15 protein-coding genes are annotated in these 19421 nt (G+C 37.6%); 2 read left to right on the top strand and 13 right to left on the bottom strand.

Annotated features, from left to right (window positions below):
- Positions 1-145 precede the first annotated feature (145 nt).
- Positions 146-2299 carry a cell division FtsA domain-containing protein gene (locus MWJ95_RS11405; RefSeq protein ID WP_249072956.1) on the top strand — a complete coding sequence of 718 codons (2154 nt, stop codon included), beginning with the start codon at positions 146-148 and terminating at the stop codon, positions 2297-2299.
- Between the two features lie 52 nt (positions 2300-2351).
- Here the strand turns inward: MWJ95_RS11405 and MWJ95_RS11400 are convergent, their stop codons facing one another.
- The 8 genes from MWJ95_RS11400 to MWJ95_RS11365 form a co-directional block, all read right to left on the bottom strand.
- Positions 2352-2852: a YtxH domain-containing protein gene (locus tag MWJ95_RS11400; RefSeq protein WP_249072957.1), complete on the bottom strand. Its 501-nt coding sequence runs from the start codon at positions 2850-2852 to the stop codon at positions 2352-2354.
- Positions 2853-2985: 133 nt separating this feature from the next.
- A complete protein-coding gene (locus tag MWJ95_RS11395; RefSeq protein ID WP_249072958.1) occupies positions 2986-3492 on the bottom strand; it encodes a DUF948 domain-containing protein in 507 nt (168 codons plus the stop codon).
- Positions 3493-3601: 109 nt separating this feature from the next.
- On the bottom strand, positions 3602-4915 hold the full coding sequence (murC, locus tag MWJ95_RS11390) for a UDP-N-acetylmuramate--L-alanine ligase (protein ID WP_249072959.1): 1314 nt from the start codon (positions 4913-4915) through the stop codon (positions 3602-3604).
- A gap of 227 nt (positions 4916-5142) precedes the next feature.
- On the bottom strand, positions 5143-8484 hold the full coding sequence (locus MWJ95_RS11385) for a DNA translocase FtsK (RefSeq protein WP_249105624.1): 3342 nt from the start codon (positions 8482-8484) through the stop codon (positions 5143-5145).
- A 412-nt stretch (positions 8485-8896) separates the two neighbouring features.
- On the bottom strand, positions 8897-9511 hold the full coding sequence (gene ytpR, locus MWJ95_RS11380) for a YtpR family tRNA-binding protein (protein ID WP_249072961.1): 615 nt from the start codon (positions 9509-9511) through the stop codon (positions 8897-8899).
- Entirely contained in the window at positions 9508-10332 is an 825-nt protein-coding gene (locus MWJ95_RS11375; RefSeq protein ID WP_249072962.1) for a DUF1444 domain-containing protein, read from the bottom strand. Before MWJ95_RS11375 ends, ytpR begins: the two co-directional genes overlap by 4 nt.
- Positions 10333-10799: 467 nt before the next feature.
- Complete coding sequence (locus MWJ95_RS11370; protein ID WP_249072963.1) at positions 10800-11321, bottom strand: DUF84 family protein; 522 nt, start codon at positions 11319-11321, stop codon at positions 10800-10802.
- Between the two features lie 72 nt (positions 11322-11393).
- Entirely contained in the window at positions 11394-12470 is a 1077-nt protein-coding gene (locus tag MWJ95_RS11365; protein WP_249072964.1) for a M42 family metallopeptidase, read from the bottom strand.
- A gap of 312 nt (positions 12471-12782) precedes the next feature.
- Between MWJ95_RS11365 and MWJ95_RS11360 the strand changes: the two genes are divergently transcribed.
- The gene (locus MWJ95_RS11360; RefSeq protein WP_249072965.1) at positions 12783-13097 is read left to right on the top strand and encodes a hypothetical protein; all 315 of its coding nucleotides are present in this window, start codon (positions 12783-12785) and stop codon (positions 13095-13097) included.
- Positions 13098-13944: 847 nt separating this feature from the next.
- On the opposite strand, the gene MWJ95_RS11355 is transcribed toward MWJ95_RS11360, so the two are convergent.
- The 5 genes from MWJ95_RS11355 to MWJ95_RS11335 form a co-directional block, all read right to left on the bottom strand.
- The gene (locus tag MWJ95_RS11355) at positions 13945-15171 is read right to left on the bottom strand and encodes a carboxylate--amine ligase (RefSeq protein WP_249072966.1); all 1227 of its coding nucleotides are present in this window, start codon (positions 15169-15171) and stop codon (positions 13945-13947) included.
- Between the two features lie 535 nt (positions 15172-15706).
- Entirely contained in the window at positions 15707-16570 is an 864-nt protein-coding gene (locus MWJ95_RS11350) for a YtnP family quorum-quenching lactonase (RefSeq protein WP_249072967.1), read from the bottom strand.
- Between the two features lie 12 nt (positions 16571-16582).
- A complete protein-coding gene (trmB, locus tag MWJ95_RS11345; RefSeq protein WP_249105622.1) occupies positions 16583-17230 on the bottom strand; it encodes a tRNA (guanosine(46)-N7)-methyltransferase TrmB in 648 nt (215 codons plus the stop codon).
- 83 nt (positions 17231-17313) lie between these two features.
- On the bottom strand, positions 17314-18252 hold the full coding sequence (locus tag MWJ95_RS11340) for a diacylglycerol/lipid kinase family protein (protein ID WP_249072969.1): 939 nt from the start codon (positions 18250-18252) through the stop codon (positions 17314-17316).
- 3 nt (positions 18253-18255) lie between these two features.
- Positions 18256-19260 carry a nuclease-related domain-containing protein gene (locus tag MWJ95_RS11335; protein WP_249072970.1) on the bottom strand — a complete coding sequence of 335 codons (1005 nt, stop codon included), beginning with the start codon at positions 19258-19260 and terminating at the stop codon, positions 18256-18258.
- Positions 19261-19421 lie beyond the last annotated feature (161 nt).

Genomic DNA, 19421 nt, shown 5'->3' with positions numbered 1-19421 from the left:
GAACTCTGAAATGTATGTTACATTTTTAGATATTAGCAACATTATAATCAATGTTGTACAGAATGTCACGCATTTTTAATTTAGCGCTTCAACTCGCTAAATTGTATTATTATATTAACATACTTCGAGAAAGGAAGCGAGTACATTGAGTTCAAAATTATTTGCACTTGATATCGGTACACGTTCTGTAGTAGGCATTATTTTAGCAGAAGATAATGACCGCTTTCACGTGGAAGACATTTTAGTAAAAGAACATAAAGAACGTGCCATGGTTGATGGACAAATACATAATGTCATGTATGTGGCAGATTTAATCAATGAAATTAAACATGAACTAGAAGAGAAGCATGGTCCTTTAACAAAAGTGAGTGTCGCTGCGGCTGGCCGCTCATTGAAAACAGAACAAGCAAGTGTGACAGTCAATATACGTAATCGACCAATCTTTACTGAAGAAGATATAAGCCGTTTAGAACTACAAGCTGTTCAACAGGCACAGCAACAGCTCCTTCAGCACAAAGAAGACGCGAAAATAAGCCACTATTATTGTGTTGGCTATTCAGTTTTATACTATCGTTTAGATGGAGAAGAAATCGGCAGCCTCCTTGATCAGCAAGGGGATGAAGCACAGATTGAAGTTATTGCTACATTCTTGCCACGAGTTGTCGTAGAATCACTTATTGCAGCTCTTAAACGCGCGGATTTAGAAATGGAAGCACTAACATTGGAACCTATTGCTGCTATTAATGTCTTGATCCCTCCAACTATGCGTCGTTTAAATGTGGCGCTTGTTGATATTGGTGCAGGTACATCTGATATTGCCATTACCGATAAAAGCACTGTTGTCGCATATGGCATGGTACCAACAGCGGGTGATGAAATAACAGAGGCTTTAAGTGACCACTACTTACTCGACTTCCCGGTTGCCGAAGAAGCGAAGCGTCAACTACAAACAGAAGAAGACATTTTAATTCGCGATATTTTAGGCTTTGATCAATATTATCCGAAAGAGGAAGTTCTTCAAGCAATTGATCCTGCTGTGAAGCAACTTGCAAAATCTATTGGGGAAGAAATTTTACGTCTTAATAATCAAACAGCTCCAAAGGCGGTAATGCTTGTTGGTGGGGGTAGCTTAACACCAAATCTAACAACTGAACTTGGACTAGTACTAGATTTGCCTGCTAATCGCATTGCTGTTCGAGGGATTGACGCCATTCAAAACTTAACGAGGGAAGATCATATTAAAGCAACTCCTGAATTGGTAACCCCTATCGGTATCGCTATCGCGGCAAAAAAAATGCCTATTCAATATATGAGTCTAACTGTCAATGAACAAGTAGTTCGCCTATTTGAATTAAAAGAAATGACTGTTGCCGATGCATTTTTAGCAGCCAATATTCGAGCAAAGCAGTTGTATGGAAAACCAGGGCATGGTTTATCAGTGAATGTTAATGGACAAGATATTTTCATCCCTGGTGGACACGGGCAACCGGCGGAGATTTTAGTGAATGGTCATCAGGCATCTACAAAAACGATGATTAAAACAGGCGATGCCATCCAGCTAATTGAAGGCCAAGACGGTCAGCCAGCTAATGCTACGGTAAGAGATATTGTAGATGATGCTGCCATTAAAACAATTACAATTCAACAGACTAAATATGTGATTGAACCACAAATAACTGTTAATGGTTCCCCTTCATCACTCGATAGTGCATTAAATGATCGAGATGTTGTGTTGTTTGACATAGCTGAAACTGTTGAGGCTATATTTAAACACACAAATAATTGGGAGCTATTAAAACAATTCGAGTCTTTTTATATTCAAGTGGACGGCAAACCACTTTATTTACCTGAGTTTTCTGCTCAATTAATGATTAATGGTAAACCATCTAAAATGTCATATACTGTCCAAGATGGTGATGTACTTACATTTCAGCAACAAACACTCCCTACTGTTCAAAGGATTGCTGACCAAATGAATGTTTTACTTGAGGATAAAATCATCATCCATTTTCAAAACGAGGTGTTAGAGCTGAAAAAGATGGCCAACGAAGTTCTCGTTAATCATGTAGTGGTATCTCCGCTTTCAACTGTTCCAAATGGAGCCATTATTTCATTTAAAGAAAAAGACCAAAGTCGTTGGATATATCAGGATGTGTTCCGCTTCTCGAATTGGCAACTACCTACTACATTTAAAGGACATTTTACGATTTTGCGAAATGGTGAACCAGCAAGCTTCGATATGGAGATTTTCGGCGGGGATCATTTAGAGATTTTACTTGAAAATGCACCTATATCTTAAAAAAAGGGACACGCTACATCTTTAGTAAGATGTAGCGTATCCCTTTTATCTATTATGCGCGAACTTCTTCACTTTTTTCTTCAGCTTGTCCCTTTTCTTCACTAGCATCCTCTGCTTTAGGTTCTTCACTAGGAATGAAATCCTCTAGTGGCTCTTCACCCTCAAAAGAAACGGTACCATCGTCAAAAACAGTTGGTGCTTTTGCTGATTTTAATGTTTTTACTTTCTCTACTAATTGTGTAGATTGTTCTTGAATTTGTTTAGATAATTGAACCGTTTTATCTTTAGCAGATGTCGAGAAATCTGCACTCTTATCTTTTAAGTTAACAGCTTGTACAGCTACATCGCTGCGTAAATCTTTGCCTGATTTCGGAGCTAGTAATAAGCCTGCTGCTGCACCTACTATACCCCCAACTAATGCACCAATAACAAAATCCTTCATGTTCACTCGCTCCTCTTCATAAATCGATTCCTGCGGATGATAAAGCTGTGGCAATGAACTTTCAAGTTGTTGTTCCTTCACTTCATTAAAATTTGGCTTTTTTGTTGTCATGCACAATTCCTCCCCATTTTGTTATCTAATTTACCTAGACTGGTTGTCCATCTGCTTTCGCGGATGCATTCTACAACATATGCTTAAGACTTTATTTTTATTCCGTTGACATTGAATGCCTACCGAACAATTATTATTTTTTACGGCCCCATTTTCTTCTCGGTTTTTCCGATTGCTCTGATTCAAAAGAATAAGCATCATCATGGATCACTTCATTGGCCTGATCGATAATTTTACGTTTCTTCCACTTATCTGCAATGCCCATTGCGACATTGCTCCATTGAACAACTTGTGCAATTTTTTCTTCATTTTGTTCCACACTATGAGAAATTGAAGAAGTAATTTGCTGTACAGATGTATTTAAACCATTCACAGAGTCGCCAATCCCTTTGACTGCATGAACAACAGAATTTAACTGTTCAGATTTTTCTTGAATATCCTCTGCCAAGCTATTTGTTTTTTCTAGTAAGGAAGTCGTTTCACGTGTAATGCCTTCCATTTGTCCTTCAATACCCGATAATGTGCCAGCTAAACTTTTAAGGATTGGTTTAAGCGAAAATAATGTCATGCCAACGCTCACACAAAAAATTAAAAAACCGATTGCTGCGATAATTGCTGCAATATACAAAATAACTTCCATAACTAGTCCTCCTGCAAGTAAAATTCTCTTTACTATTCTTTACCTTATTTTCGACAAAAAAAACTGAATTCCTCCTCATTTTGAGAAAAAACAGCTTATTCCTTGCGGATTAAGCTGTTTCGTTGTTCTTTAGCACGTCTTCAAAAGCATCTTGGAATTTATGAACATCGCCTGCGCCCATAAATAAAAATACTGCGCCCTCATGCTTTGTTAACACTTCAATTCCTTCAGTGGTAATCACTGCACTGCCTTCAATTAAAGACGCTAAATCTTGGATTGAAAGTGCACCTTGTGTTTCCCTTGCAGAGCCAAAAATATCGCATAAGTAAGCTGTATCTGCAAGGCTTAGACTATCTGCAAAATCCTGTAAAAAAGCTTGCGTACGTGTAAATGTATGTGGTTGGAAAATAGCTACTAGCTCACGATCCGGGAATTTTTGTCGTGCTGATTGCACAGTTGCACGGATTTCAGTTGGATGGTGCGCATAGTCATCTATTAAAACATTATTCCCAATATCCGTTTCTGTAAAACGTCTTTTTACACCTTTGTATGTGTTTAAACGTTCTTGAATGATGTCTGGTGAAATACCTTCATATTGGCAAAGTGTAATAACAGCTAAAGTATTTAATACTGCATGATCTCCAAACAATGGGATAAAGAATGTACTATAAAATTCATTGCGAACAAATACATCAAATTTTGTACCCTTTGTTGTTTTTTCAACATTCCGAGCCTCAAAATCATTTTCAGCCCCAAATCCATAATATACAACTGGTACCTTCGCTTGAATACGTTGTAGATGTTCATCATCACCACAAGCAATAATTGCTTTTTTAACCTGCAAAGCTAATGATTGAAAGGCTGAATAAACATCCTCTATGTTTGCAAAGTAATCTGGATGGTCAAAATCAATATTCGTCATTACAGCATAATCGGGATTGTAAGCTAAAAAGTGTCGACGGTATTCACATGCTTCCATCACAAAGAAGTCAGCATTTTCATGCCCAGCACCTGTTCCATCACCGATTAAATAAGAAGTTGGTTTATAACCTCCTACAACATGAGCCATTAAGCCTGTTGTAGATGTTTTACCATGTGCACCCGTAATAGCAATCGACGTATAATTACCGATATATTCACCTAAAAACTTATGGTAGCGAATCACTTCTACACCGATTTCACGAGCCCGCTCTAATTCAGGATGATCATCAGGAAATGCGTTCCCTGCAATAACTGTCATACCTTCTTTAATATTATCTGCATTAAATGAAAAAATTGAAATATTACGCTCACGTAACGGTTGTTCCGTGAAGAAGTATTTATCAATATCTGAGCCCTGTACTTGTTCACCAGCATCAAATAAGATTTGTGCAAGTGAACTCATGCCAGAACCTTTAATGCCTGTGAAATGAAAAACTGTCATTAATTAAACCCCCCGGGAATTCAATATCCCTTCTATCATCTATTAGGTGTATCGTATTTTTCACTAATTATTAGGTATTAATACCTTTGTAAGTACTAAAAAATACGTACTAATCAACACATCTCGTCTATTATAGCACTATTTATGCATAAGGATAAATGTGTAACTTTTCTAAAAATACTAATTTTGACGTGAATAAGATAATCTATACGAAAACAATGTAATTCTTATTCAAACATAGCGATTAAATCTTCTTCGGTAATGTAACTTTCTCGTGGTTTACTGCCTCTTGCCTCAGAAACAAAGCCATGTGATTCCAACATATCAATTAAACGAGCAGCACGATTATAGCCAATATGGTATTTGCGCTGAATCAAGGAAGTTGAAGCTCCTCCTTGCTCATAAACAAATCGACATACATCTTCGAACAGATCATCTTGCTCAGCAGAAACCTCTGTCTTCTTTAAAAGTTCCTCTTGATCGAAAATATAATCAGGCTCTCCTTGCTCTCGAACATGCTCAATAATCGCTTCAATTTCATCATCTGTCACAAATGTACCTTGCAAACGCACCGGAGCAGACATACCATTACCTAAATATAACATATCGCCTCGTCCAAGTAATCTTTCCGCACCTTGCCCATCTAAAATAGTACGTGAATCGATTTGTGAAGATACCGCAAAGGCAACACGTGTAGGAATATTTGATTTAATAAGCCCTGTAATTACGTCAACAGACGGTCTTTGCGTTGCAACAATTAAATGGATACCACAAGCACGTGCCTTTTGCGCAATACGACAAATCGCCTCCTCTACATCTGCAGGAGACATCATCATTAAATCTGCCAATTCATCAATGACAATGAGAATATACGGTAATTTTAAGCTATGTTCATTATTTTTATCCGCTATAGCATTATAACGTGTAATATCGCGTGCACCCGCATGTGCAAATAACTGATAACGACGTTCCATTTCTTCCACTGCCCATTTCAATGCAGCTGTAGCAGCCTTAACGTCTGTGATGACCGGGCTCACTAAATGTGGAATATGATTAAACGGTGCTAATTCTACCATCTTAGGATCGATAAGCATCAGCTTTAATTCATGTGGTGCAGCTTTATATAATAAACTAACCAAAATTGAATTAATACAAACTGATTTACCAGAACCTGTAGCTCCGGCAATTAAACCATGTGGCATTTTTCGTAAATCAATGGTTACAGGCTTCCCTGTTAAATCCAGACCCAATGCTGCTTCTAACGGTGAATCTGACTCGAGGAAAGAAGCACTATTTGTCACTTCCGATAATCGAACAGCGCGAGATACACGGTTCGGTATCTCAATGCCAATTGAGCTCTTTCCAGGAATCGGTGCTTGGATGCGGATGTCTTTCGCTGCCAATGCAAGTTTTAAATCATCTGATAGATTGCGGATTTTGCTAACCTTTGTACCATGACTCACTGTAATTTCAAATTGTGTCACGGCAGGTCCTTGCATTATGGATTCTATTTGAGCTGAGACTTGGAAATAAGACAAAGCTTCGACCAACGTATCTCCCTGTTGCTCCATCCACTCAGTATCCTGTGTTTTTTCCTCAGGTGGCTCTAAATACTCATCATCTGGCTTTTGATACACATGAACAGGTTTTTGAGGTAGTTCCTCTACTTGGTCTTCCACTATTTTTTTATCTGATATAGAAGGTTGCTCGGGGAGTTTCTCTATATCAATAAAATTCTCCTCAGGAACAACTATATTTTCGGTAGTAAGCTCTTGTTCAGTAGTTGCTTCTACTTCCATTTCGGTAGTTGCTGAAATTTCATCGGCGCTATCGATATCAATCACTGTCTTTTCTAATGTAGAAACGTTAGACATCGATGTTACTGGTGCCATTGTAATGACCGATACACTTTCTGTTGCATCTTTAAATGGAGCAGTATTTTGTTGAATAGAAACCTCGTTTTCCTCCGTCGATTGGAGCGTTATTTTATCATCCATCTCTAACTCGCTAATCTCTAAATCTACTGATTGTTGAATATGTTCTTTTTCGGATGGTGCAATATTTTGAATAGAAACCCCGTTTTCCTCCGCCAACTGTGGCGTTGTTTCATGATCCCTTTCTAACTCGCTAATCTCTGATTCTACTGATTGTTGAATGTGTTCTTTTTCGGATGGTGCAATATTTTGAATAGAAACCCCGTTTTCCTCCGCCAACTGTGGCGTTGTTTCATGATCCATCTCTAAATCGCTAATCTCTGATTCTACTGATTGTTGGATATGTTCTTTTTCGGATGGCGCTAGTTGTTGTTCTGCTTCCGAAATAATAAGCTCAGAAGAGGGCTCCTGTTCCTCTTGGTCTATTTCAACAATTGTTGATGTCGGCTTCATATTTTTGAATTGCTGTTGGATTTTCCATTTCTCTTTATCAGTTTTTAGCATTAGAACATTAAATGGAATGCCACTTTTTTCTTTCTTTTCTACAGATTGTTCTTCCATCGAAAGTTCCTCTAAAGACTGTTCTTGCTGGTCATCTGCATTCACTGGCGGCTGAACTACTGTCACTTCACCAATATGGATGGTAGAATTTTCGATTTGTACTTGTTCGACCACTACTTCTTTTACATGGATGTCTGATTGCTCGGCTGAAAGTTGTTCTACATTCAACTCATGCTGAACAGCTTCTTTCACCTGATCTTCGAATTCTACAGCAAAAGAAGTTGTTTGCGGTACAGGTAATTCAGTTGTCATTTTATCACTAGGGTGATTTGTTTCGTCTGTTATTTGATCATCAAAAGTAATCGGTTGCTTTACAGGTACTTCAATTGTTTCAATGACTTCAAGCTGTTCAGGTTCATCTTTCTGAACGGCACTAATAGGCTCTTTTTCTTCTAGTATATTTTCAATAGCCTCATTTGTTGTCGCTTCTTTTAATGGCTTAGAAGCTGCAGGTATTTCTAACTCTTTCTTGCCGTGCTCTTCCTGCCGTTTCTCTAATAATTGCTCAATCGGGCTCGGCTTGGCAAAACCGTAGACAGGTGACGGAACATCACTTGGTACAAAACGCTTGCGATTTTCAGATAAACTATTTTCAATTGTTGGCTCTTCTATTTTTTTGGATTGATAATTCGTATCTTTATGCGAAGGCGGTTGCTCATTTTTGGCATCTCGAAAAACAAGACTGGCTTTTGAACGATTCACCTGTTCAGGCTGACTTCTTGTAATTGTCGTTCTTCCGGTTCTTTTCGATCGATTTGCCAATAGATCTCGAATACCTGAAACCTCAATATCATAAACACTCGAATCCACAATATGATTATTTAAATGCCTCGGTAGCGATAAATCTTCAATTTGTCCAGAGTACGCATCGTCCGTTTGATGGAATGCTTCTTTTGCTGGTGGAGCTGAAATTTCCTCATCCTCAATTAACGGAAAACGAAAAGTTTTTTGTTTTGCTACAGTTTCTTCTTTAAATGAGTCCTGTTGTGCAGATTGTTCTTCTTCATAAAACTCTTCATACTCATATTCATCTTTATTTAAAAATTTATTCATTTGTTTTTTTAACCAATTCACATTGTTTCACTCATTTCTCTTACACTTCATTTATAGCATTAACTAATTCAATTATGTCTCGGCATAATTGCGTCCGGAGACTTTGTCCAACTTTTGTGTGAAAGCGTAATGCTAACACAGCGGCAGTTGGTCACTCAGTCAAGTGTTGTTGCTGTCGCTTTCGCACAGATAAAACCGTGTGTTGCTGTCGCTGTTTGCTACAGAAAACACTTGCTGAAGAAGTTAAATGTCTATAATAAAAAGCATACCATAAAAATGTTATAGAAACTTGCATTTAGAGGCTCATTCTAGACAAAAAAATCGTTATGTTACTAGCATATTAGTAGCATAACGATTGTAAGTATATATAATCAATTTAGTCTTGGTGTTAATTACCACTGTCTAACAGCTAGACAGTGCTTCCAGAGAGCTTTTATTTAGTTGGCGTCTCAAACGCACTACCAGTGATCGCATCTTCTGATAATATTAAAATTCCTTTTTCAGAAGGAGCATTTGGTATTGCTAGTTCACGTGCCGAACATAGCATACCGTATGATTCAACACCTCGCAAATTACCTTCTTTAATAAGCATTCCAGAAGGCATTACTGCACCGATTTTTGCTACGACAACCTTTTGACCAGCTTCTACATTTGGTGCACCACATACAATTTGTAATGTTTCTTCCCCTACGTTTACAGAACAAATGCTTAATTTATCAGCATTTGGATGCTTGTCCTTTGTTTCTACATAGCCCACGACAAATTTCGGAGAAAAATCTACATCAAGGCTGATTTCAGCTCCGTTTTTTGCAATAGCAGCATCTAGCTGTGCTACTAATTCTGGTGTAACTTCAACTAGACCTTTTGCATCAGTTTGGATATAGTTGCTGGCATTAAATAAATTAAATGCTTTAATTTCTCCTGTTTGGGCTTCCTTTAAAATAGCAATATCACCCGCGCGTTCCACCTTTGTTTTCACGATTGATTCTGTTGCTAATTGTACTAGCAATACATCTCCTACATGCTCTTTGTTGTAAAATACATTCATTTTTTCTCTTGCTCCTTTTTAACTCTGTTTTTTGCTAATATAAAGATTGGTTCTAGCTCTCCATCTTCATAAATAAAAGATAATGACGTAATCGGTACGGTACCGACAGCGAAGAAATGCATCGTCATCTGTGCTAATACATCATACCCTGTTTCATTACGAATATCACCTACTATTAATACATCCTGATGCGGCACAGATAACGTCATGTCCCCCTCAATGTTAGTCTGCATTTCCTTCAAAAAGCTTTCATTTAAAATGCGACTTGCATCATAGCCATCATTTGCATTAACAAAATAAAAAATATTCCCTGCAACTTCATCTTTCTTATAAACTGTTGGTAGTTGCTTTACAGAAAATCGTGCCATTTCACGAATTTGCTCTATTGTTAATTGTAGTACTTCTAACATGGATTCATCAATAAAACGATAGGTTTTTCCTAAATCAAGTGCATAAAAAATACGTGTTTCAGCTGTATGTTCAGTTGTGATGAATGCATGCCCCTCCTTTGAGGCTTGGGGGTAGGATGTTGCACGAATAACTGGATAAATTTGTGTAGTCGTTTGGAATCCTTGCTCCATCTCTTGTTCCATAGCATTAAAGGTTTGCTCGATTGTATAAACAACATCATCGATTGCAGCCCCTTGCTTATCATTATATTTTGCTAAAATGCCTGGTAGTGATAGCTCCATTCCTTTACCAATTTTTTTATGGTTTAGGCGTAATTTATCGTGCTTTTTATCAAACTCAAAATCAAACTTTTCCTCATTTAATTGTTGTTTTAATAGGGACACAAGTTGTTCTGATTTAATTTGTTTCACCTAGCTCACATCCTTTCTTCTAAATTAACTTTTTTTGGTATAATTTTTGAATCGTTCAGAGATATATTGTTACTGGTCGTGACGTACCACTATTCCAACAGTTTTAAGCCTTTCGAAAATAAATAACACCTTTTTCAGCCCACCATTAAGGTAGAAGTCATTGTAGCGTAAAATTTGTTGAATGAAGAGAAAACGGCTCACATGTTTGTGAACCGTTCTGTTCAAAACTATCCAATTATTTAATCTTAACCGAATGATCGACTTTCGTCATCTTGCGTAAATTATCTTCATTTATTCGTCTGAAAAGGACGTTCTTGTTTATTTGATCGTTTGATTACAGCAAGTTCTAAAATTGAGCATATAAGACCTATCGAAAGTGCAAAGATATAGTCCCTTGCTTTTTCTATTTTAAAAAAATTTTTTTAAAGTTGCAACTTCACTATGCCATTCTCATGAATCAATAGATACTACTCATGTGCTACTGCGAATAAATATTGGCCAATAAGAAGCGAAACTATATGTTCGAACATCATTTGACGACTTACTAACCCTTGTGTGAAAACACCCACAGCTCCCGCACCTTGTCGAATATCTCGGCGTTGTGTATAGTGCTCCATTACGGGCCCAAGTTCCTTCCCAGCTCTTATTTCCTGGGCAATTTCTTCTGGTAATATAATTTGTGCGCCAGCAGCTGTAAAAGTTGTGCCATTTGAAACTGAAAGTGCTCCCCAATTACAGACGTACATAACACCATCAATTTCAGTCACACCACCCTCTAACCCAAACGATAATTGCGCACCCGTCTCTTTGATAGCGTTTTTCGAACGGTTTATTGCTCCCAATCGCGTTTCTTCATGAGTAATCGGCTGATCAGATACTTGTGAGGCAGCCTTTATGTGCGTGAAATTTGGTTTATCAAAATATTTTCTAGCTATAACTTCAACTGCCTCTGTTTTTGCTTTGTTTGTTGTACCAATAGCGATGTTCATTTTTATCCCCCTTTCTTCGCATAGAAAAAGATGCCCCTAAAGGCACCTTTTAACTTCTTTTGGCGGTATACTTTACACGTTTGCGCGAATCGTTGCTAATGTCGAACGATCTGCTTTTTTCACTAATTCCACAATTAATGCTTTTGCAGCAGCATAGTCATCAATATGAATAATAGAAGCAGATGTATGAATATAGCGTGAGCAAATTCCAATTACTGCACTAGGAACACCGTCATTTGACGTATGTACACGTCCGGCATCCGTACCACCTTGTGATACAAAATATTGATACGGTATATGATTCGTTTCGGCAGTATCTAAGATGAACTCTCGCATGCCTTTATGCGTAACCATCGTACGGTCAAGAATACGTAATAATGTCCCTTTTCCAAGCTGACCAAATTGATTTTTTTCACCTGACATATCATTTGCAGGTGATGCATCAAGAGCAAAGAATAAATCCGGTTTAATCATATTGGCAGACACTTGTGCGCCACGTAAACCAACCTCTTCCATAACATTCGCACCTGCATATAAATGTGAAGCCAACTTCTCATCCTTTACTTCTTTCATCAATTCAATTGCCAATCCACAACCATAGCGGTTATCCCAAGCTTTGGCCATAATTTTTTTCGGATTGGCCATTGGTGTAAATGGGCAAACAGGGATAATTGATTGACCAGGACGAACGCCAAGTGCTATAGCATCATCTTTATTGTCTGCACCTACATCTATTAGCATGTTTTTGATATCCATCGGTTTAGAACGTTCTGCATCTGTTAATAAATGTGGTGGTATTGATGAAATCACACCAGGAATCGCACCATTTTTAGTAAATACTTCAACACGTTGCGCGAGCATAACCTGGTTCCACCAGCCACCTAATGTTTGAAAGCGGATCATCCCGTTATCGGTAATAGATGTAACCATGAATGCCACTTCATCCATATGACCAGCAACTAACACTTTTGGTGCATCAGCAACTTCACTATGCTTCACACCGAAAATACCCCCTAAATTATCCTGAACAATCTCATCCGAGTACTTTTCCAATTCAGAACGCATGAACGCACGTACCGCATGTTCATTACCCGGCGCGCCCGGTAATTCTGTTAATGTTTTAAATAATTGTAATGTTTCCTCATTCATGATGACTCTCTCCCCACGAAGTAGAATATTCTTCCTTGCCCAATTGTAACATATTTATCTATATTCAGCAGAAAACTCCCATTTTCCAATGACTAGCGAGATAAATGCGAGTATCGTTCATCTTCAAAGGTTATCCTAAATTTGCTGAAATATTTATTATACGAAAGCGACGTACCAGAGCAAATTAGAGAAGGAGGAATTGAGTTCTACATTCAAAATATTGATACTTTCCTAAAAAGTACTAAAGTGTGAACGTGCATTCACTCTGTATGCTATGGTAAAATGAAGCTATAGAAAAAGGAGGAAAAAAGCATGAAATTACGCGATTTTTTAATTGGTGTTGCTACTGGCTTAGCTGCCGCAGTCATTGTTAAAGAAGCAAGTGAAAAGGTTTCTCCGTATGTACCTGCAGGACAAGTACTCGAAAACATAAAAAAGGAATTTAAAAAAGATTCACCGATTGACGGTTCTTGGATTTTTATGAAAACAGACAATTTCTCAAACGGCATTATGAATATTCCAGTATACCGTGGAGGTATCTCTCGTATGAATGAGGGCGAAATGCAAACATTTGAATTTGCCGCTGACGCTCGCTCTGGAGTAGTAGTAGATCTACAAGAAGTATAACCTTACTCAGTAATAAGCGATATAAAAGAAACCATCTCAGTTATTTGAGATGGTTTCTTTCATGTTGTTGAAAGACTATTATTTCAATCAAATTAAGGTCACATTAAAGTTGGTCCTTCTGCAATAGGGGTTGATTTCCATTCCGGCTGGACGCTTTGTTGTTGCTGTCACTTCGCTTTCGCACAGAGCAGAGCTTCCTGGGGGCGTCCGATGAGCCGCTTGGGCCAACAGGTGCGCAGCGGAAGCAGCAGGATTTGGTCACGATGGCGTTATCACAGGATGTGATGGTTTTAGCCTTCGTTCCTCTATTGCTGATCCCCAAGGAGTCGCTCAGTCTCCACTCCAATCAACTTATCCGCGTGACATACGTTTTAACAAAATGACATTTACCTTTTTAGTTTGAGCGGGACCTTTTCAGGAGTTATCGCCCAACTTTAAAATTTTATCTACCAACTTTTGAATTTTATCTACCAACTTCTGAATTTTATCTACCAACTTTCACGTTTTATCACCTAACTTTTAATTTTTATCGACATCCACCTTCCGAAGAGCAAAAAGGATTCACATACAAAATTGTGCGTGAATCCTTTTACTTTATCATATAGCGTTCATTCACAAATTGGAGTGGAAGGCTACTCGACTCCCGTGGGAAAGCGAGACAGGCGAGACCCTGCACGGAGCAGATGTTTTCTGTGCGAAAGCGAAGCGTCAGCCAAAGCGAGTAGCCTTGAACGGAAATCACCCTCTCGCTTTGCCGAATAACCATAGCTATATTTAATATACTTGTTAATCTCATTGACACCATAAGAAAGAAGCCATCTCTGTTATTGGAGATGGCTTCTTTGTTTTACTCAGTCAATCCTTTATTGTTAAAGTACTTTTTATACTTTCGATAATAATTTAAATTATTTAACGTTAGCTTCATCCAACGTTTCGCATTCATATCTTGATTATAGTAAAGTGAGTTTGTGTATTTCCCTTCACGAATCAATTTTTTTGCTTCTAGCTTAAGCTTTTCATTGGATGCATATTTGAATAGGACACCCTTAGGAATAACCATCCATAAATGCTTGTCCTGAACATAAGTTACTTCCTGTTCAATATTTAACATATGGTCATCAGCTACATATTTCATTAAATTATGACCACTTGCTGTTACATAATAACTAGAACGTCCATTACGTAAATTAATTTCAAACAGCTTATACTGTTTGTCACGCATATCATATTTCATATCGAAGTTAGCAAATCCTGTATAACCGATATCCTCTAAGAAGAAGCGTACTTGATCCATTAATTCTTTATCGTATGTTGTAACAATTGCTGCATAACTACCGATTCCTTCAGGGGAATGTTCTTCTAAGATCGGGTTTCCAAGACACATTAGCTTCACTTTGCCATCTTTCCCTACATACGCGTTTAATACACGCATATACGAATCATCACCTGGAATGAATTCTTGAATAATCATAGTATCCTGATAAGTTGAACTATAGATTGCTTTTAAAATAGCTGTTTTTTCAGCTTCATCATTTGCAATGAACACTTTTTTCTTACCTGGGAATTTACATGCCCAGTATTCTACCGAATTCGAAGCCTTTAAAATAATTGGGTAATCAAATGGTGGTGTAAAGTTTTCGTAATTGTCTGCTGTTACAGTCGTCGTACCCGGATATTTAAAATCGTACTTATCACACATTTTATAGAAATTTTCTTTTAATAAAATTTCATCCATTAGTGATTCGTCAATATATGGCACTGTAAAATGTTCCTGTAGTGCTGGCTTATTTTTGATAATAAGCTTTGCATAATCATCTCCACAAGCTAACAATAATAGTTTTTTATCAGAATATTGTTTTGCTACCTTTGCAAGTGCAGGTGCAAACACATCCTGTTCATTTAAGCGATCAATCTCTTGGAAATTTATGATATGACTGTCTTGCGTTGCCGTTAAATGTGAACGCCCTAATACAAGTGGTTTAATGCCATATGCCTCATAAAATGCACGTGCCATACCATATGCATTCATATCTGATCCTAGTAATACTGGTAAAAATGGTTGCTCAGTTGCCATGTAATTTCAACTCTCTTTTGTGTTTTAGTATAGCTTTTAGTGTATCATATTTTGCAAAATGTTCACGAAAAAAGTGACAAAAAAATGGGGTATTAGGCTATAAACCATAACAGAGTTTTGCCAAAGTACCATACTTTATTTAATTACCAAGCTTGTTGATTAACCATTTTTATCTACTCTAATTAGTTAAAAGGCTCTGATTTCCGCTACGGGCTACTCGCTTTGTTGCTGTCGCTTCGCTTTCGCACAGAGCAAAGCTTCCTGCGGGCGAGCGTCGAGCCGCTTCCTCCGCTTCGCTCTGTCCAGGGTCTCGTCTGTCTCGCTTTCCCGCGGGAGTCGAGTAGCCCTACGCTACAATCAGTTAAAATAATCATACATTAACAAAATATCAAAAGTATCCCTTTTATCAGTCAATAATAAACCTATATTTTACCAATAAATACACCTGTTTCATTACCTTAATTTCATTGTTCAATAATTTTCTACACAGCAATAAAAAAACGTGCGAACACATACGGTTCACACGTTCTATTAATTAAAATGTAATAACAGCTTGTCTACTGCGTTCTAGCTTATCTACAATTTCTTTACCTGTTTCATCCCATTTAATCATGCGGTAATAGGCATCATGGTAGAAGATAAAGCCGTAGCCATTCGCAAGTGCTTCTTTCATTATACGTTCCTTCGCATAGACACTCGTCATTGGATAATCGTCATACGCTAAAACCCATAGTGGATTTTGATGGGCATGTGTTGGCATAATATCCGCCATATGCAATAATACCTCACCATTTTGAGTCAGTTTTATAATGGCATGTCCATCACTATGACCACCCGTATGGATCATTTCGATGCCTGGCGCTACCTCTAATGTACCTTCATACGTTTCTACTAAGTGCTGAACTGGCTCCCAGTTTTCTTTCCAATACGTATTTTTCGAGCGAATATTTGGCTCGCGCATTTCGTCCCACTCGATTTTCGTTACAAAGATTTTAGCATTTGGGAATGTTGGGACAAGCACATCATCTTCCCATTGCGTTAAACCTCCAGCATGATCAAAATGTAAATGCGTCATTAATACTGCATCAATATCTGCTGTTGTTAATCCTAGCTCCTGTAAGCTAGCCGCTAATGTTGATTCTTCAGTTACCCCAAAATTACGTAATTGTTTTTCGTTTAATTTGTTAAAGCCAACGCCTGTATCAACAATATAGTTTTTGCCTCCATATTGAATTAAAATCGGCTCAGTTGGTAACTCGATTTGATTTTTTTCATTGACTGGATATTTGCGTGACCAAAGTGGTTTTGGTACAACGCCAAACATAGCACCGCCATCAAGGCAAGTGACACCCCCGTTTAGCCATGATAATGACATACTGTGAAATTTTAACTGATCCATCCCATACTCCCCCTATTTAGATAAGAATTGCGATTCTAGACGATAAATTGGCTGTCCTTTAGCTGAAAATTTCTGCTCATATTCAGTCATAACATTATCCTCAGGCATATTCGCATGTAGGTCGAGTGATACATACTTAAGTAACATACCATATTCAGATATACTCATTAACGAATACTCAAACAAACCACGGTTGTCCGTTTTAAAATGGATTTCCCCCTCATCCACTAAAATCGACTCATATAATTTCAAAAAATCCCCGTGCGTTAAACGTCGCTTAGCATGGCGCGTTTTTGGCCAAGGATCTGAGAAATTCAGATACACACGATCTACATCATTTTTTTCAAAAAATTTATTTAAATCTGCGCCATTTACTTTTAATAGTCGTAAATTCGCTGGAGATTTAGCCTCTAAAACTTTTTCCAAAGCACAAACAATGACACTGTCATAAAGCTCAATACCAATATAATTTATATCCGGATTTTGTAAGGCCATACCTGTGACAAATTGTCCTTTCCCAGTACCTACTTCAATATGTAGTGGGTTGTCATTTCCGAAAACAGCCTTCCAATTTCCTTTAAAGTCTTCAGGATTTGGAACAATCACCTCTGGATGATTCGTAATCATTTCCTCCGCCCAAGGCTTATTTCTTAATCTCAATTTTTTTCCTCATTTCTTTCTTGTGAAATATTATTGATTTTTTATAGTATAACTTATTACCATAAAATTCGCATGAAATAATTTCATTCAATATTTTCCTCTGATTTAACCTGCCAAGCATTACGTTGCACTGCGCAATGAATCCTAGTTCGCTCTTTAATTTCTCCAATATAGTTACCATCCGTATGACAATCCACGTCATCTTCGTGCATGAAAATAGTAAATTGATTGCCTTGCAAAAAAGTAATTTCTTTAAATTTTGTATGCTTTTCAAAAAACACTGTAACAAAAACTAGTAGCAATTTGAGGCGTGAAATACCGTGAACGATTGTTATTTCGATTTGTTCATCGTCAGGTTTTGAAGAGGGAGAAATTTTCATCCCTCCTCCGAAAAAAGGTTGATTGCTCATCGCAACAAACCACGCCTGTTGAAATTGCCATTCTTGATTGCCAGTACGGATAGTAACATTAAAGCATTTAAAGCTAAATAGCCCTCTTACAACAGCCGCTGCATAGGATAGCTTACCGAGCCCTATTTTGTTGAGGTAAAACTTCAAACGTGATTTATTAATACGTTTTGTAACATACGCATCAAAGCCCACACCAGCATTGTTGACAAATATCTCCTGCTGTAGATCTTCAAACTGAACAGTACCAACATCCATCGGGAGGCTAGCCATTTCTTTTGAAAGATAGCTTTCAATTTGAGAAGCATTTTTAAATGTAGTAAAGTATCGTGCGAAATCATTCCCAGAGCCAGCACGGACTACACCAATCACTATAAATTTATTATGTACAATGCCACTAACAACCTCATGTATTGTGCCATCACCGCCAACAATAACGATTAATTTTTTTGTTTGAGCATCTTGCGCCCAATTTTTTGCAAGTTCCTGTCCATGTCCCTCATACTCTGTAAAAGCAACTTCATAGTTAATTGTTAAATGCTGTTGAAGGCGATACCAAACTTTCTTACCTTTTCCATGTCCCGCTGCTTCATTCACAATAAATAATACTTGCATTCACTAATCCCCAGCTGTTTGAGAAGATTGCTTCCAAATATCACGATTAAAGGATGTTGTTTGTACATTGTTTAAAATCGTTTGAGAAGCACGAATTTGCATATGCTTCATGGGAGAGGAAACTTTCCTTAATTGCTCCATCCACTCTCCATAATTTCGACGATCAACAAATTGAATTCCGTAAGGAGACCCTGGATAATCGAAATAGCCATTCTGTGTTAAAATAACCTTCCGTATCGGCATATCTATATTGTCCTGCTTAAATAATTGAGTTAAAACAGACTCCATTCGATTTAAACTTATCATCGGATTAAGGACTTTCGTATCCTTCGTCCCTACTTTTTTAATCCAGAATCGTTCACTGCCTCCCACATAAACTGCTTGATTTTCCGCTTGTAGCACTGTTATACAAATACATTCTGTCGGTGACATTAGCACAACATCAAGCTCTATAGGCGCTTTTCTAATTTGTAAAATAGGATAATAAAAAAGCAAATAGTTATCTGGTAATTTTTGCAACAAATTTCGTAGTAAGGGATCACGCATAAAACGAGGATCTACATACGACTTTTCACGTAGTGTTGAACTTGCCCACTTCATTTGGAAATGGAAAAATTGATCGATAAACATTCGTTTTAATTCATGAATAGATTGCGGTGTATAGACAATTTTAGGTTCAAATGTTAAAGTCGTTTCTTCCTCCGGTATGATATCTTCATCACTCACTAGTTCATTCGATATTTCTATCTGTTCAACGTCTTCATTTTCTTCCTTCTGACGACCAGCGAATATTTTTTTGAATAAAGAGAATCTCTTTTTTTCTGCGAAAGAATCATTTTCTGAATCGTCGTCGGTATGTTGCCACTCACTAATTTCTTCTCCCAACTCCCACTGTCGCTTAACACGCTCCCATTGACTTTGCTTTAAGCGTACAAATTGTGTTGGGTATCTTGCTAAATCAATTTGATAGCGTGAAATATAATCTTGTAATTTCACCAATTGTGCCATGTGTTTTGGTCACTCCAATCTTACTCGCCCTATATCTAATTTGCTTATTTTGCCACTATTGCTTGGAAGGCAAACCAATCGCAATATCAATTTCGCCTTATAGCTGTCGCGTTGTTGAATTATAGATAAATAGACATTTGCATTCATTACATCGACATTTG

Origin of the sequence: Lysinibacillus sp. Bpr_S20, from assembly GCF_023337835.1 — a bacterium.
Taxonomy (GTDB): domain Bacteria; phylum Bacillota; class Bacilli; order Bacillales_A; family Planococcaceae; genus Lysinibacillus.
Note: the sequence above shows the minus strand (reverse complement) of the source record. Positions and strands in the feature narration are given on the sequence as shown.

Bases quoted from the DNA above. Each gene is read 5' to 3' on its own strand.
- MWJ95_RS11360 (WP_249072965.1), top strand. From the start codon at position 12,783: ATGAAATTACGCGATTTTTTAATTGGTGTTGCTACTGGCTTAGCTGCC.
- MWJ95_RS11370 (WP_249072963.1), bottom strand. From the start codon at position 11,321: ATGAACATCGCTATTGGTACAACAAACAAAGCAAAAACAGAGGCAGTT.
- MWJ95_RS11395 (WP_249072958.1), bottom strand. From the start codon at position 3,492: ATGGAAGTTATTTTGTATATTGCAGCAATTATCGCAGCAATCGGTTTT.
- MWJ95_RS11350 (WP_249072967.1), bottom strand. From the start codon at position 16,570: ATGGATCAGTTAAAATTTCACAGTATGTCATTATCATGGCTAAACGGG.
- MWJ95_RS11340 (WP_249072969.1), bottom strand. From the start codon at position 18,252: ATGCAAGTATTATTTATTGTGAATGAAGCAGCGGGACATGGAAAAGGT.
- MWJ95_RS11335 (WP_249072970.1), bottom strand. From the start codon at position 19,260: ATGGCACAATTGGTGAAATTACAAGATTATATTTCACGCTATCAAATT.
- ytpR (WP_249072961.1), bottom strand. From the start codon at position 9,511: ATGAATGTATTTTACAACAAAGAGCATGTAGGAGATGTATTGCTAGTA.
- murC (WP_249072959.1), bottom strand. From the start codon at position 4,915: ATGACAGTTTTTCATTTCACAGGCATTAAAGGTTCTGGCATGAGTTCA.
- MWJ95_RS11355 (WP_249072966.1), bottom strand. From the start codon at position 15,171: ATGGCAACTGAGCAACCATTTTTACCAGTATTACTAGGATCAGATATG.
- MWJ95_RS11400 (WP_249072957.1), bottom strand. From the start codon at position 2,852: ATGACAACAAAAAAGCCAAATTTTAATGAAGTGAAGGAACAACAACTT.
- MWJ95_RS11365 (WP_249072964.1), bottom strand. From the start codon at position 12,470: ATGAATGAGGAAACATTACAATTATTTAAAACATTAACAGAATTACCG.